The following is a 14,476-nucleotide window of genomic DNA, read 5'->3' on the forward strand; positions in this document are numbered from 1 at the left end:
CCACCAAGCGGGTGTGGCGGTCACCCGCCCGGCGCGTCGCCAGGTATGTGGCGCTCATTAGGCTGGATGCATGCGCCTCGGTCGAATTGCCAGTCCAGACGGGGTCGCCTTCGTGGCTATCGAGGGCGACTCGAACTCCGATGCGGTGTGCCGCGAGATCGCCGAGCAGTACCTGTCGCGCAACCCCACCTTCACGGGTCGCAGTTGGCCACTGGCCGATGTGCGGCTGCTGGCGCCGATCCTGGCGTCGAAGGTGGTGTGCATGGGCCTGAACTATTCGGCGCACGCGCGCGAGTCCGCCATGCAGGAACCCGAAGATCCGGTCATCTTCCTCAAGCCCAACACCGCGATCATCGGACCCAACGTCCCCATCCAGCTGCCCGCCGACGCCCACCCGGTCCATCACGAGGGTGAGCTGGCCATCGTCATCGAACGCCCTTGCAAGGACGTGCCCGCGGCCAAGGCCGCCGACTACATCCTCGGCTACACCATCGCCAATGACGTGTCCGCGCGCGATCAGCAGGCCAAGGACGGGCAGTGGATGCGGGCCAAGGGGCACGACACCTTCTGCCCGGTCGGTCCTTGGATCGAAACCGCGGTGGACCCGTCGGGTCTGGACCTTCGCACCGAGATCATGCGTCAGGGCCAGGACTCCGCGCCCGAGGTCGAGATCCGTCAGCAGAGCAACACCGCGCTGCTGCTGCACGATGTCGGTGCCATCGTCGAATGGGTGTCGGCGGTCATGACGCTGCTGCCCGGTGACCTGATCCTGACCGGGACGCCCGAGGGTGTCGGGCCGATAGAAGACGGTGACACCGTCAGCATCACCATCGAGGGTATCGGCACCCTCTCCAATCCCGTTGTGCGCAAAGGAAAGTCGTCGTGACCGTTCGCGTTCGTTTCTGCCCATCGCCCACGGGCACCCCGCACGTCGGGCTGGTCCGCACCGCGCTGTTCAACTGGGCGTACGCCCGCCACACCGGTGGCACTTTCGTCTTTCGCATCGAAGACACCGACGCCGCCCGCGACAGCCAGGAGAGCTACGACGCCATTCTGGATGCCTTGCGCTGGTTGGGGTTGGACTGGGACGAGGGTCCGGAGATCGGTGGCCCCTACGGGCCGTACCGGCAGTCCGAGCGCTCCGAGATCTACCGCGAGGTGATCGCCAAACTGCTCGACGCCGGTGAGGTGTATCCGGCCTATTCGTCGCCGGAGGAGGTGGAGGCGCGCCATGTGGCGGCCGGTCGCAATCCCAAACTCGGCTACGACAATCACGATCGCGAACTCACCGACGCCCAGCGCGCGCAGTTCGAGGCGCAGGGGCGCAAGCCGGTGCTGCGCCTGCGGATGCCCGATGCCGACCTGTCATGGACCGACCTGGTGCGCGGTGAGACGACCTTCGCCGCCGGGGTGGTGCCCGATTTCGCCATCACCCGGGCCAGCGGCGATCCCTTGTACACCTTGGTCAATCCGGTCGACGACGCGCTGATGAAGGTCACCCATGTGCTGCGCGGTGAGGATCTGCTGCCCTCCACGCCGCGCCAGCTAGCGTTGTACCAGGCCCTGATCCGCGTCGGTGTGACCGATTTCATCCCGGAGTTCGCCCACCTGCCAAGCGTTCTGGGCGACGGCAACAAGAAGCTGTCCAAACGAGATCCGCAGTCCAACCTGTTCCTGCACCGCGATCGCGGGTTCATCCCGGAGGGTCTGCTCAACTATCTGGCGCTGCTGGGCTGGGGGATCGCCGATGATCGCGACCTGTTCAGCCTCGACGAGATGGTGGCCGCGTTCGACGTCGTCGACGTCAACTCCAACCCGGCCCGTTTCGATCAGAAGAAGGCCGATGCCATCAACGCCGAGCACATCCGGTTGTTGAGCCCCGAGGACTTCACCGCGCGCCTGCGCGCCTACCTGGACACGCACGGTCATGACACCGGTCTGGACGAGGCCGGCTTCGCCGAGGCGGCCGCGCTGGTGCAGACGCGCATCGTGGTGCTCGGCGACGCATGGGACCTGTTGAAGTTCTTCGACGACGCCAGCTACCAGATCGACGAGAAGGCCGCGGCCAAGGAACTCAAGCCCGAGGCGGCTGCGGTGCTCGACGCGTCCCTGGCAGCGTTGCAGGGCCTGGGACAGTGGACCACCGCGGCGATCGAGGATGCGCTGAAGGTGGCGCTGCTGGACGGTCTGGAGCTCAAACCTCGGAAGGCCTTCGGCCCGCTGCGGGTGGCGGTCACCGGCGCCACGATCAGTCCGCCGCTGTTCGAGTCCATGGAACTGCTGGGACGTGACCGCAGCTTGGCGCGTTTGGCGGCGGCCAGGGACCGGGTGTGAAAAGTGGTCCGAAATCTTTGGTAGTCTGCTCGTCGGCCCGATAACCACAACGGAGTGACCCTCAAGCGTGAGAATCGGACCAAAAGATGCTCTGACCTGCAGGGATGAGCATCAAATGGGGTATGGTGTAATTGGCAACACAGCTGATTCTGGTTCAGCCATTCTAGGTTCGAGTCCTGGTACCCCAGCGCCTCCGGGCGATTAGGTCAGCACAAGCTCCTGAGCTATGCTTTCCGTCCGGAAGATGTTCTAGCCCCCGTCGTCTAGCGGCCTAGGACGCCGCCCTCTCACGGCGGTAGCGTGGGTTCGAATCCCATCGGGGGTACAGCAGGCGCCCGCTCCGATCCGGAGCGGGCGCCTTTTGTATGTCGGGTTTTCTACGTGAGTTCAGTCTCGTGGGCTGAGGTGTGAATGGGCTGAGCTGAGGTACGCCCGGGAGCCGGGATCGTGTGCATGGGTTCAGTCTGGTGTGGCCCGACGCAACTCGGCTGAACGGACGTACCCGGACGACGCGCCCCGTGCCGAGAATCACAACCGTCGAGTCAATGCCTCGGAGGCGGCCAGCAGATCGGCGGCCCAGCGCGCCCCGGGCCGACGGCCCATGCGATCGATCGGCCCGGACACCGAGATGGCCGCGATCACCGCGCCGCGTCCATCCCGCACGGGCGCGGACACGCTCGCGACGCCGGTCTCGCGCTCGGCGGCGCTCTGGGCCCAACCACGCTTGCGCACCTCGGCCAGCGTGCGTTCGGTGAACTTGGCGGCCGGCAGGATCGCCTGTTGCGTCGCGGTATCGCTGTAGGCCAACAACACTTTGGCCCCCGAGCCGGCCGTCATCGGCAGCCGCGTGCCCACCGGGACGGTGTCGCGCAACCCGACCGGTGGCTCCAAAGAGGCCACACAGACCCGGGAATTGCCCTCTCGCCGGTAGAGCTGGACGCTTTCACCGGTCAACTCGCGCAGCCGGGGCAACACCGTGGCACCGGCGGCCAGCAGCGGATCGTTGACCTGCCCGGCCAGTTCGGTCAGCGCCGGCCCCAGCCGCCACCGGCCTTCGTTGTCACGGGCCAGCAGGCGATGGACCTCCAGGCCCGCGGCCAGCCGGTGCGCGGTGGCCCGTGGCAGACCCGTGCGCTCACACAATTCGGCGAGCCCGCACGGTGACTCGGCCACCGTGTGCAGTACACCCACCGCTTTGTCGAGGACGCCGATGCCGCTATCCTGTCTCACAGGGAGATACTAGCGTTCCGCATCGTGAGATTGCCAGCCCGTCACGGCGGACGCCCGAGGTGAATAGAGAACCCAATGGAGCAAGCAAAACCGCGCACCCTGGCCGAAAAGGTCTGGGATCAGCATGTGGTGTCCCGCGGCGCCGGCGAGGGTACCGCCAAAGAACCCGATTTGATCTACATCGACCTGCACCTGGTGCACGAGGTCACCAGCCCGCAGGCCTTCGACGGTCTGCGGCTGGCCGGCCGCCCGGTGCGGCGACCGGATCTGACCATCGCCACCGAGGACCACAACGTTCCGACCGTCGATATCGACAAGCCGATCGCCGACCCGGTGTCGCGCACCCAGGTGGAGACGCTGCGCCGCAACTGCGAGGAATTCGGAATCCGCCTGCACCCGATGGGCGATGCCGAACAGGGCATCGTGCACATCATCGGCCCGCAACTGGGTCTCACGCAGCCAGGTATGACGATCGTGTGCGGCGACAGCCACACGTCCACCCACGGCGCGTTCGGGTCCATCGCCATGGGGATCGGCACCTCGGAGGTCGAACATGTCCTGGCGACGCAGACTTTGGCCCTCAAACCGTTCAAGACCATGGCGGTCAACGTCGACGGCGAGCTGCCCGAGGGCGTGAGTGCCAAGGACATCATCCTGGCGGTGATCGCGAAGATCGGCACCGGCGGTGGGCAGGGACATGTCATCGAATACCGGGGCAGTGCCATCGAATCGTTGTCGATGGAAGGCCGGATGACGATCTGCAACATGAGCATCGAGGCGGGCGCCCGCGCCGGCATGGTCGCGCCGGACGAGACCACCTTCGAGTTCCTCAAGGGCCGACCGCACGCCCCGACCGGCGCTGACTGGGACGCGGCCGTGGCGGCCTGGCGGCAGTTGCGCACCGACGAGGGAGCCGAATTCGACACCGAGGTCTACCTGGATGCGGCATCGCTGAGCCCGTTCGTCACCTGGGGGACCAACCCCGGACAGGGCGTCCCGCTGTCCGCCGACGTGCCGGATCCGGAGATGATGCTCAGCGATGACGAGCGTCAGGCCGCCGAGAAAGCATTGACCTACATGGACCTTCGGGCCGGTACGCCGATGCGCGATATCGCGGTCGACGCCGTGTTCGTCGGCTCCTGCACCAACGGTCGGATCGAGGATCTGCGGGTGGTCGCCGAGATCCTGGACGGCCGCAAGGTGGCCGACGGAGTCCGCATGCTCGTCGTGCCCGGGTCGATGCGGGTCCGTGCGCAGGCCGAATCCGAAGGTCTGGGAGAAATCTTCACCGCCGCAGGCGCCGAGTGGCGCCAGGCCGGTTGCTCGATGTGCCTGGGTATGAATCCCGACACACTCTCTCCTGGCGAGCGGTGCGCCTCAACCTCGAACCGCAATTTCGAGGGCCGGCAGGGCAAGGGCGGTCGAACCCATCTGGTTTCGCCCGCCGTCGCCGCGGCCACCGCTGTGCGCGGAACCCTGTCGTCGCCGGCCGATCTGGCCCGCGTCGCGAACGCCTAGATTTCGAACCGCAAGGAGTACCAGAACATGCAGGCATTCCAGATCCACAAGGGCATCGGCGTCCCGCTGCGGCGCTCGAATGTGGACACCGATCAGATCATTCCCGCGGTGTATTTGAAGCGGGTCACCCGAACGGGTTTCGAAGACGGATTGTTCGCCGCCTGGCGCACCGATCCGGCCTTCATCCTCAATCAGGCGCCCTTCGACAAAGGGTCGGTGCTGGTCGCGGGACCCGATTTCGGCACCGGTTCGTCCCGGGAACACGCCGTCTGGGCGCTCATGGATTACGGATTCCGGGTCGTCATCTCGTCCCGGTTCGCCGATATCTTCCGCGGCAATGCCGGAAAAGCCGGCCTTCTGGCGGCCGAAGTCACCCATGATGATGTCGAACTTCTCTGGAAGCTGATCGAGCAGAATCCGGGGTTGGAAATCACTGTGAATCTTCAAGATCGAACCATCGCCGCCGGAACGGTCATGGTGCCGTTCACGATTGATGACTACACCGCCTGGCGGCTGCTCGAAGGACTCGACGATATAGGCCTTACGCTGCGGAAACAGGACGAAATCGAGACGTACGAGCAGGCTCGCCCGAGCTTCAAACCGCGCACTCTGCCGGCCTGAATTCACCGGTTCCGGGCCGCCAAATATGGCCCGGCAACCGCTTTCTCAGACGCCGGTACCACTACCTAAGTGGGCCAACCGGATTGCCTGAATATCTCTCAGCTACGCCTGAAACTGCGCGTGGCTCTTGGAAATATGCAGCAAATGGGTTTACCGTGTCCTCTAGTCGGTCCAAGGTGGACCACTGGACTTCGGAGGGTTTGCATGAACAAAGCAGAGCTCATCGACGCACTCACAACCAAGTTGGGCACCGATCGTCGACAGGCTACTGCCGCGGTTGAGAACATCGTCGACACCATCGTGCGCGCTGTGCACAAGGGCGAGAGCGTCACCATCACCGGCTTCGGCGTCTTCGAGCAGCGTCGTCGCGCCGCCCGTGTGGCCCGTAACCCGCGCACCGGCGAGACGGTCAAGGTCAAGCCGACGTCGGTTCCGGCCTTCCGCCCCGGCGCTCAATTCAAGGCGGTTGTCTCTGGCGCGCAGCGTCTCCCGGCTGACGGCCCGGCCGTCAAGCGTGGTGTCTCGGCCGCCCCGGCCAAGCGCACCGCCGCCAAGAAGGCCGCTCCGGCCAAGCGCGCAGCGGTGAAGAAGGCCGCACCGGCCGCCAAGAAGGCGGCTCCGGCGAAGAAGGCCACCGCGGCCAAGAAGGCGGCTCCGGCGAAGAAGGCCACCGCCGCCAAGAAGGCGGCTCCGGCCAAGAAGGCCACCGCCGCCAAGAAGGCCGCTCCGGCCAAGAAGGCCACCGCCGCCAAGAAGGCCGCACCGGCCAAGAAGGCGGCTCCGGCCAAGAAGGCCACCGCCGCCAAGGCTCCGGCCAAGAAGGCACCGGCCAAGAAGGCTCCGGCCAAGCGCGGCCGTCGCTAAATCGGATCACCCACCAAAAGCACCCCAAACCGGCTGGTTTGGGGTGCTTTTGCGTGTCATTCCAGAATCGCCAGGGGGCTGCCGATGTGGTCGGCGGCGACCGGTACGCCACCGGCCGAGGAGAGCACCCAGGTGCTGCCCTTGCGGTTGCGCGACTTGTCCGGCCGCACACCCGCCCGGTCGGACCACCACTTGACCAGATCGGGGATCACCGCGCCCTGGGTGCAGATCACCGGAACGCCACCGCCTTCGGCGATCTCCAGAACCCGTCGGCGGGCGGCCTTGTGATCCTCGGCGTAGGCCTCTTCGGTCAGGGTGGATTCGAGCTCGATCGAGACGCCCAGTTCCTGGGCCAGCGGCTCGACGGTCTGTGTGCAGCGCACCCGCGGTGCGGCGTGGACCGCGGTCGCGCCGAAGGCGAGCAGTTGGCCCACCAGCGATTCCGCCTGAGCCCGACCGCGCTTGTCCAGTGGCCGGTTGCGGTCGTCCCCGGAGTACTTCGACCGTGAGCCTGCCCGGCCGTGCCGCACGATCAACAGGGTCTCGGTGTCGTGCGGCGCTTTGCCAAAGCGGCGCAGCACCTTCCGGTCGGCCGGGTAGGCCAGCTTCTTCATCGCCGCATCCGGGGTCAACCAGAGCAGCTCGTCGACCTCGTCGGCGGGATTGAAACTGCCGTCCACCGCGTGCGCCGCCCAATAGACAACACGTTTGGTGGTCTCACCGACCGGGTAGCTGATCACGTGCAGGCGTCGGCCCAGACGGCTGGCGAAGCCGGTTTCCTCACCGATCTCACGGACCGCGGTGACCGGATGGGTCTCGCCGGGATCGACCTTGCCCTTGGGCAGCGACCAGTCGTCGTAGCGCGGCCGGTGCACCACGGCAACTTCGGTGCGCCCGTCGTGATCACGCCATAACACCGCCCCCGCCGCGTGAACTGTCTTCCTCTTGCGACGGGTCGGGGCGTCCGACACATCAACTCCTTCGTACTGCCGGTGGCGGACAGGGGCGGCCGATCAAGGTGCGCGGTGTCTGGCCATCAGCTCGACCTGGTGGTCGCGCACGGTCTGGCCGGGCAACGGCAGAGCGGTCCAGCGACCGTCGGGCTGCAGCTCCCAGCACCGGGTCGCCGGATCCATGGCGGACTCGAACATCTCGTCCAGCTGGGTGGTCAGCCGTTGATCCTTGACCTGTGCCATGACCTCGACGCGACGGTCGAGATTACGATGCATCATGTCCGCGCTGCCGATCCAGAACTGGTTGATGGCGCGGAAATGAATAATTCGGGAGTGTTCCAGAAAACGGCCGAGAATCGAACGCACCACGATGTTCTCGGACAGGCCCGGTTGGCCCGGCCGCAACGCACAGATACCGCGCACCACCACCTCGACCCGCACCCCGGCCTGCGATGCACGGTAGAGCGCGTCGATGACCTGTTCGTCGACCAGGGCGTTGGCCTTCAACCGGATCCGACCCTGGCCGTCGTCCAGATGCGCCGCGGTCTCCTGCTCGATCCGTTCGATGATGCCGTTGCGGACACTGTGCGGCGCCACCAACAGGTTGCGGTAGGAGACCTTGCGCGAATACCCGGTCAGTGAGTTGAACAGATCCGTCAGATCGGCCCCGATATCGGGAGCGGCGGTCAACAGACCCACATCTTCATACAGCCGGGCGGTTTTCGGGTTGTAGTTGCCGGTGCCGATATGGCAGTACCGACGAATCGTCGAGCCCTCGCGGCGGACCACCAGTGCGGTCTTGCAGTGCGTCTTCAAACCGATCAGGCCGTACACCACGTGCACGCCGGCCTGTTCCAGCGCCCTGGCCCACTTGATGTTGGCCTGTTCGTCGAATCGCGCCTTGATCTCCACCAGCGCGACGACCTGCTTGCCGGCCTCAGCGGCGTCGATGAGCGCATTGACGATCGGGGAGTCGCCGGAGGTGCGGTACAGAGTCTGCTTGATGGCCAGCACGTTCGGATCGGCCGCGGCCTGTTCGATGAAGCGCTGCACCGTCGTCGAGAACGAGTCGTAGGGGTGGTGCACCAGCACGTCGCCGTCGCGCAACGTCGAGAAGATGCTCTTGGGCGTCTCGCGTTCGCCGAACGCGGCCGGGGTGGCGGGCACGAACGGACGGTCCTTCAGATCCGGCCGGTCCACACCGTAGATCTGCCACAGTGACGAAAGGTCGAGCAGTCCGGGAACCTGGATGACGTCACCGGGATGGACGTCGAGCTCACGTAACAACAGCTCGAGCATGTTCTCGGTCATATCGTCGGCGACTTCCAGCCGCACCGGTGAGCCGAAGCGGCGCCGGGCCAGTTCGCGCTCGAGCGCCTGGAGTAGATCTTCGTCGCGATCCTCGGCGACCTCGAAATCGGCGTTGCGGGTGATCCGGAAGGCGTGCTGCTCCACGATTTCCAGTCCCGGGAAAAGAACCGGCAGGAACGCGCCGATGAGTTCCTCCAGCGGAAGGAAACGGTCCGGACCCGGGTTGCCGTCCTCGGTGGCCCGGCGGGGCAGTTCGACGAAACGGTCGACGTTGTCGGGCACCTTGATTCGGGCGAAGTGCTGCGTGCCGTCATCGGGCTGCCGGACCGTGATCGCCAGGTTCAGGCTCAGCCCGCTCACGAAGGGGAAGGGGTGCGCGGGATCGACCGCGAGCGGGGTGAGCACCGGGAACACCTGCTCGTGGAAATACGTGGACAGCGCGGAGCGCTCGTCCTCGCCGAGGTCGGCCCAGCTGACGATCAGGATGCCCTGCTCGGCCAGTGCCGGGCGCACCGCCTCCAGGAAGACCTGGGCATGCCGGCTGGAGATCTGCTGGGTGCGCTCACCGATACGGCGCAACTGCTCGCGCGGGGAGAGCCCGTCGGCGGAACGCACCGACAGTCCCATCTCATCACGACGTTTCAGACCGGCAACCCGGACCATGTAGAACTCGTCGAGATTCGACGAGAAGATCGCCAGGAACTTGGCGCGCTCCAACAGCGGCAGTGAAGTGTCGGCCGCCAGCGCGAGCACGCGGGCGTTGAAATCCAGCCAGCTCAGCTCGCGGTTGAGGTAACGGTCGTCGGGAAGCGCGTTCTCGATGGTGGCGGCCGAGGCTGCCGGCGGCGCATCCGGGGCCGAGTCCACAGAGTCCGCCGTCGTCCATTCGGTGTCTGCTGGTGATGTCTCGGCTTCAGTCATGGTTCGATCATCGCCTATCCCCGGTGCGCATTCCAGTAACGCCGTCAGCTCTGGCAACCGGTCGGGCACAGCCGCCCGGCCACCTGCCGTGTCGCCGCGCCCACGCCGAGTGTCAACGCCGCCGTCAGATCCTCGGGGGTGTCGATATCGCAGCGCAGCCCGGGCCAATCACCGGTCAGCGCCACCGCGCCCGAATCAGCATGACGCCGTGTGGATTCCGGTCCGAACCGAGGGTCCAGCGGGGCGCCGAAGGCGAACAGGGCCGCGGTACCGGTGCCGTGCCGGTCACCGACGAAACTCCGCGGGTGATGCTCGGCCTCGGCGAGTGCGGCATCCAGTTCGGCGGTTCGCAGCGCCGGTAGATCGCCCTGCAGGACAACGAGATTGGGTGTGACACTGGACAGCTCGGCGGTGCCGATCGCGTGGTTGAGCGGGTCGGGGTGACCACCCGGTGTGGGGTCGGCGAACACCTGGGCACCCAGCGCACGCGCCGCCGCGGCGGCGTCCGGGTCCGGCGTCACCACGGTGATCGATCTCACCGTCGGCACCGAGGCCGCGGCGGTGATGGTGTCGGTCAGCATCGCCAGCACCAACTGCTCGCGCGCTGCGGCCGACAGCACCGGCGCCAACCGCGTCTTGGCGGCGGTCAGTCGCTTCACCGCGATCAGCAGGCCGACCTCCGGCCGTGCGCTGGTGCCACTCATACCGCCATCCTGCCAGCACCTGGAATACGGCTAGGGTTGAGCCGTGGTCGAAGCCGCGGTGATGGGTGCCGGAGCATGGGGAACAGCACTGGCGAAGGTGCTGGCCGACGCCGGTAACGGTGTCCGATTGTGGACCAGGCGGACCGAACTCGCCGACGAGATCAACGCCACCCACCGCAACCCCGCCTACCTCGGTGACGTGCCGTTGCCTGCGCGCATCCGGGCGACCGGCGACCCCGCCGAGGCGCTCGACGGTGCGTGCACGGTGCTGCTCGGTGTGCCGTCACAGACACTGCGGCCCAACCTGGAGAGTTGGAAGCACCTCATCGATGACGATGCCACGCTGGTCAGCCTGGCCAAGGGCATCGAACTCGATTCGCTGATGCGGATGAGTCAGGTCATCATCCAGGTCACCGGTGCCGACCCGGCACGCGTCGCGGTGGTCACCGGGCCGAATCTGGCCAAGGAGGTCGCCGACGAACAGCCCGCAGCGACGGTGGTGGCCTGTACGGACTCGGGCCGCGCCGTCGCGCTGCAGCGGGCGATGTCCACCGCGTACTTCCGGCCCTATACCAACTCCGATGTGGTCGGCGCCGAGGTCGGCGGGGCTTGCAAGAACGTCATCGCACTGGCCTGTGGCATGGCCGCCGGCGCGGGACTGGGGGAGAACACCGCGGCGGCGATCATCACCCGCGGTCTGGCCGAGATCATGCGCCTGGGAATCGCATTGGGAGCCAAAGGGGCAACGTTGGCCGGTCTGGCCGGTGTCGGTGACTTGGTGGCGACGTGCACGTCGCCGCAATCGCGCAACCGCACCTTCGGTGAGCGGCTGGGACAGGGCGGATCGATGGAATCGGCCATGCAGGCCACCCAGGGGCACGTTGCCGAGGGAGCCACCTCGTGTCAGTCGGTGCTCGCGCTGGCCTCCAGCTATGACGTCGAGATGCCGCTGACCGACGCGGTCTACCAGGTCTGCCACCACGGGCTGTCGGTCGAGCAGGCGGTCATGTTGTTGCTGGGTCGCAGCACCAAGCCGGAATAGCCGTCCGGGGCGAGGGGAGCAGAAGGTATGGAATACGGCGACTCCACCCGCAGCGTCAATGCCGTTGGTGCGCACGCGGTTCCGGGCCAGCCGGTGGCCGCGGTTCCGGTCCCGGCCTCGGCCTACCATCTGTCACCCGATGAGTCCGAACCGCTGGACACCTACGGCCGCGCATCGAATCCGACCTGGCGACAGCTGGAATCGGCGCTGGCCGAACTGGAGGGTGCGACCGCGGCGCTGACCTTCGGCTCCGGAATGGGCGCCATCAGCGCGGTGCTGCGGGTGCTGGCCAAACCCGATACCACCCTGGTGGTACCTGCCGACGGCTATTACCAGGTGCGCCGCTACGCCGCCGAATACCTCGGACCGCTGGGTGTCACCGTCGTCGAGGCGACCGCCGACCAGATGTGCGCGGCGGCCGCTGACGCCGATGTCATCTTCGCGGAGACACCGGTGAACCCCACCCTGGACGTGGTGGACCTGCACCGGCTGGCCAATATCTGCCGCAGCCGCGGCGCGACGCTCGTCGTCGACAACACCGCCGCCACGCCGCTGGGGCTGCAACCGCTGATGCTGGGCGCGGATCTGGTGGTAGCCAGTGCCACCAAGGCACTGTCCGGGCACAGCGATCTGCTCGCCGGGTATGTCGCGGGCAGCCATCCCGATCTGATGGCCGCCGTCGAGCGGGAGCGGCTGCTGACCGGACCGGTGCTGGGGCCGTTCGAGGCGTGGTTGGCCCTGCGCAGCCTGGGCAGCGCCGGACTGCGCGTCGAACGGCAGTGCCGCAACGCGCACGCCGTCGCCCTGACGCTGCGTGATCATCCGGCGGTGCGATCGGTGCGCTATCCCGGTCTGCCCGATGACCCGTCCCACCCCATCGCCGTCGAGCAGATGCGCCGCTTCGGCGGCCTGGTGGCCGTCGAACTGGCCGATGCCGCCGCCGTGCACACCCTGGTGCAGCGCAGCGCGCTGCTGGTCGCGGCGACCAGTTTCGGCGGCATCCACACCTGCGTGGACCGCCGCGCCCGTTGGGGTGACCCCGTCGGCGACGGCTTCGCGCGGCTGTCGATGGGTATCGAGGACACCGACGATATCGTCGCCGACATCGAGCGCGCACTCACCTGAGCAGCCGGTCGTGCGCCACAGCCGGTAGCCTCTGCAGGTTGTGAGTGCCCGTACCCGAGTCGCCGTCATCTATGGCGGACGCAGCTCCGAGCACGGGATTTCCTGTGTTTCCGCAGGCAGCATCCTGCGCAATCTCGATCCGGAACGCTTCGAGGTCGTCGCCGTCGGCATCACCGGCGACGGCAGCTGGGTGCTGACCGACGGCAGGCCCGAGACGCTGGCCATCACCGACGGACAGCTGCCCGATGTCGCCGACGGCACCGCGCTGGCGCTGACCGCGGACCCGGTGCGCCGCGGCGAGCTGCTGTCACTGGGCGAAGGTGCGGGGCAGGTGCTGGCAGCGGTCGACGTGGTGTTCCCGGTGCTGCACGGCCCCTACGGCGAGGACGGCACCATCCAGGGTCTGCTCGAGCTGGCCGGTGTGCCCTACGTCGGTGCCGGTGTGCTGGCCAGCGCGACCGGGATGGACAAGGAGTTCACCAAGAAACTGCTGCTCGCCGACGGGCTGCCGATCGGTGACCACGTGGTGCTGCGAGCACAGCAGGACACCGTGAGCCTCGATGACCGCGAGCGGTTGGGTCTGCCGGTGTTCGTCAAGCCGGCCCGTGGTGGTTCCTCGATCGGGGTCAGCCGGGTGACCGCCTGGGACCAACTGCCCGCCGCGATCGCCGACGCCCGCCGCCACGATCCCAAGGTGATCGTCGAGGCCGCCATCATCGGCCGCGAGGTGGAGTGCGGGGTGCTGGAGTTCCCGGATGGTCGCGTCGAGGCCAGCGAGATCGGTGAGATCCGGGTGGCCGGGGTGCGCGACCGCGAGGACACCTTCTACGACTTCGCCACCAAGTATCTCGACGACGCGGCCGAACTCGACGTGCCGGCCAAGGTCGACGACGACGTGGCCGACGAGTTGCGTGCGCTGGCGATCCGGGCGTTCCGGGCCATCGACTGCCAGGGGCTGGCCCGGGTCGACTTCTTCCTCACCGAGGACGGGCCGGTGATCAACGAGATCAACACCATGCCCGGCTTCACCACCATCTCGATGTACCCGCGGATGTGGGCTGCCAGCGGGGTGGACTACCCCACACTGCTGGCGACCATGGTCGAGACGGCGCTCGCCCGCGGCACCGGCCTGCGCTGACTTTTCGCCCAATCGAACAAACCGGCGCCAAAGTGCGAGTGCTGCCGGCCAAAACGTCCATCTCGGCGCGGATCAGCTAGCGCGCGGGTCCCGGATCGGGCCGCTGGGCCGGCATGGTCCGGGCAATGGCCTTGGAGATCAGCTGGATCGGCGTCGGCCCGGACCCCGATGGCAGCGTCAGTGCGACATAGGTGCCGCGGTCGACCGCGAACCAGGTGCTGACGCCGTGCTGACTCACCTCGAACCACTGGACCTCGTCGACCACCTGCACGGGCGTGCCGACCACGAAGTCGACGGGGCGCTCCAGCCCACACCGCATGATCACCGGATCGGCCGACGGATCGGCCTGCCAGGCGGCCGCACCGGCCGGGACGGGCTCGACCGCCTCGGCGCGACGGTAATCACCGAGCTGTTCGGGCAGTGCGCCCATCAACGCGGTGCACTGCGGGGACTCGGCCTGCGGTGCCGGGGCGGCGGCGATCGGCACGGGCGTCGGCTCGGGCGCGACCTGGCGGGTGGCGGCGAAGGTCAGCAGCACGATGACGGCGGCGACCGCGACACCGACGGCGGCGATGATCAGCGACCGCGGCGGGCCGTCGTGTTCATCGGGGTCGGTCACACCGACAACTCTATGGCTGCCCGGTTCCGGCGATCGGGCAGGTCAGGGTCCGCGTGATCCCGGCCACGTCTGCCACCCGACCGACGACGGCGCGAC

Annotated in this window: 13 protein-coding genes and 2 tRNA genes; 10 read left to right on the forward strand and 5 right to left on the reverse strand. The window is 67.2% G+C overall.

The genetic code is table 11. The features are described 5' to 3' along the window. Positions 1–70 precede the first annotated feature (70 nt). From ACWDUN_RS02070 to ACWDUN_RS02085, 4 genes are all read left to right on the forward strand, one after another. On the forward strand, positions 71–886 hold the full coding sequence (locus ACWDUN_RS02070) for a fumarylacetoacetate hydrolase family protein (RefSeq protein WP_449923903.1): 816 nt from the start codon (positions 71–73) through the stop codon (positions 884–886). After that, positions 883–2,334, forward strand: a complete 1,452-nt coding sequence (gltX, locus tag ACWDUN_RS02075; protein WP_449923906.1) for a glutamate--tRNA ligase — start codon at positions 883–885, stop codon at positions 2,332–2,334. The genes ACWDUN_RS02070 and gltX overlap by 4 nt, the downstream gene beginning before the upstream one ends. Positions 2,335–2,450: 116 nt before the next feature. After that, a tRNA-Gln gene (locus tag ACWDUN_RS02080) sits at positions 2,451–2,522 on the forward strand. A 64-nt stretch (positions 2,523–2,586) separates the two neighbouring features. Beyond that, a tRNA-Glu gene (locus tag ACWDUN_RS02085) sits at positions 2,587–2,659 on the forward strand. Positions 2,660–2,862: 203 nt separating this feature from the next. Here the strand turns inward: ACWDUN_RS02085 and ACWDUN_RS02090 are convergent. Then, entirely contained in the window at positions 2,863–3,564 is a 702-nt protein-coding gene (locus tag ACWDUN_RS02090) for an IclR family transcriptional regulator (protein ID WP_449923909.1), read from the reverse strand. A gap of 75 nt (positions 3,565–3,639) precedes the next feature. On the opposite strand from ACWDUN_RS02090, the gene leuC reads away from it, so the two are divergent. The 3 genes from leuC (at position 3,640) to ACWDUN_RS02105 (ending at position 6,567) form a co-directional block, all read left to right on the forward strand. Beyond that, positions 3,640–5,082 carry a 3-isopropylmalate dehydratase large subunit gene (gene leuC / locus ACWDUN_RS02095; protein WP_449923912.1) on the forward strand — a complete coding sequence of 481 codons (1,443 nt, stop codon included), beginning with the start codon at positions 3,640–3,642 and terminating at the stop codon, positions 5,080–5,082. Between the two features lie 27 nt (positions 5,083–5,109). Beyond that, positions 5,110–5,703, forward strand: a complete 594-nt coding sequence (gene leuD, locus ACWDUN_RS02100; RefSeq protein WP_449923914.1) for a 3-isopropylmalate dehydratase small subunit — start codon at positions 5,110–5,112, stop codon at positions 5,701–5,703. A gap of 204 nt (positions 5,704–5,907) precedes the next feature. Continuing rightward, a complete protein-coding gene (locus ACWDUN_RS02105) occupies positions 5,908–6,567 on the forward strand; it encodes an HU family DNA-binding protein (RefSeq protein WP_449923917.1) in 660 nt (219 codons plus the stop codon). A gap of 56 nt (positions 6,568–6,623) precedes the next feature. Here ACWDUN_RS02105 and mutT1 read toward each other — a convergent pair whose 3' ends face one another. From mutT1 to cofC, 3 genes are read right to left on the reverse strand one after another with little or no spacing between them, the layout of a single operon-like run. Next, positions 6,624–7,538 carry an 8-oxo-(d)GTP phosphatase MutT1 gene (gene mutT1, locus ACWDUN_RS02110; RefSeq protein ID WP_449923920.1) on the reverse strand — a complete coding sequence of 305 codons (915 nt, stop codon included), beginning with the start codon at positions 7,536–7,538 and terminating at the stop codon, positions 6,624–6,626. Between the two features lie 42 nt (positions 7,539–7,580). Beyond that, complete coding sequence (locus tag ACWDUN_RS02115) at positions 7,581–9,752, reverse strand: RNA degradosome polyphosphate kinase (RefSeq protein WP_449923923.1); 2,172 nt, start codon at positions 9,750–9,752, stop codon at positions 7,581–7,583. 44 nt (positions 9,753–9,796) lie between these two features. Further along, positions 9,797–10,456, reverse strand: coding sequence for a 2-phospho-L-lactate guanylyltransferase (gene cofC / locus ACWDUN_RS02120; RefSeq protein WP_449923926.1), 660 nt, complete (start codon positions 10,454–10,456; stop codon positions 9,797–9,799). 61 nt (positions 10,457–10,517) lie between these two features. Between cofC and ACWDUN_RS02125 the strand changes: the two genes are divergently transcribed. From ACWDUN_RS02125 to ACWDUN_RS02135, 3 genes are read left to right on the forward strand one after another with little or no spacing between them, the layout of a single operon-like run. Beyond that, positions 10,518–11,498, forward strand: a complete 981-nt coding sequence (locus ACWDUN_RS02125) for an NAD(P)H-dependent glycerol-3-phosphate dehydrogenase (RefSeq protein ID WP_449926165.1) — start codon at positions 10,518–10,520, stop codon at positions 11,496–11,498. Between the two features lie 27 nt (positions 11,499–11,525). After that, positions 11,526–12,623: a cystathionine gamma-lyase gene (locus ACWDUN_RS02130; protein WP_449923929.1), complete on the forward strand. Its 1,098-nt coding sequence runs from the start codon at positions 11,526–11,528 to the stop codon at positions 12,621–12,623. A 40-nt stretch (positions 12,624–12,663) separates the two neighbouring features. Beyond that, positions 12,664–13,761 (forward strand): D-alanine--D-alanine ligase family protein, encoded by a 1,098-nt coding sequence (locus tag ACWDUN_RS02135; RefSeq protein ID WP_449923931.1) that lies wholly within the window; start codon positions 12,664–12,666, stop codon positions 13,759–13,761. Between the two features lie 76 nt (positions 13,762–13,837). Here the strand turns inward: ACWDUN_RS02135 and ACWDUN_RS02140 are convergent, their stop codons facing one another. Continuing rightward, positions 13,838–14,380 carry a DUF3515 domain-containing protein gene (locus ACWDUN_RS02140; protein WP_449923934.1) on the reverse strand — a complete coding sequence of 181 codons (543 nt, stop codon included), beginning with the start codon at positions 14,378–14,380 and terminating at the stop codon, positions 13,838–13,840. Between the last annotated feature and the right edge of the window lie 96 nt (positions 14,381–14,476).

The sequence above is a fragment of the Mycobacterium sp. NPDC003323 genome, from assembly GCF_053589535.1.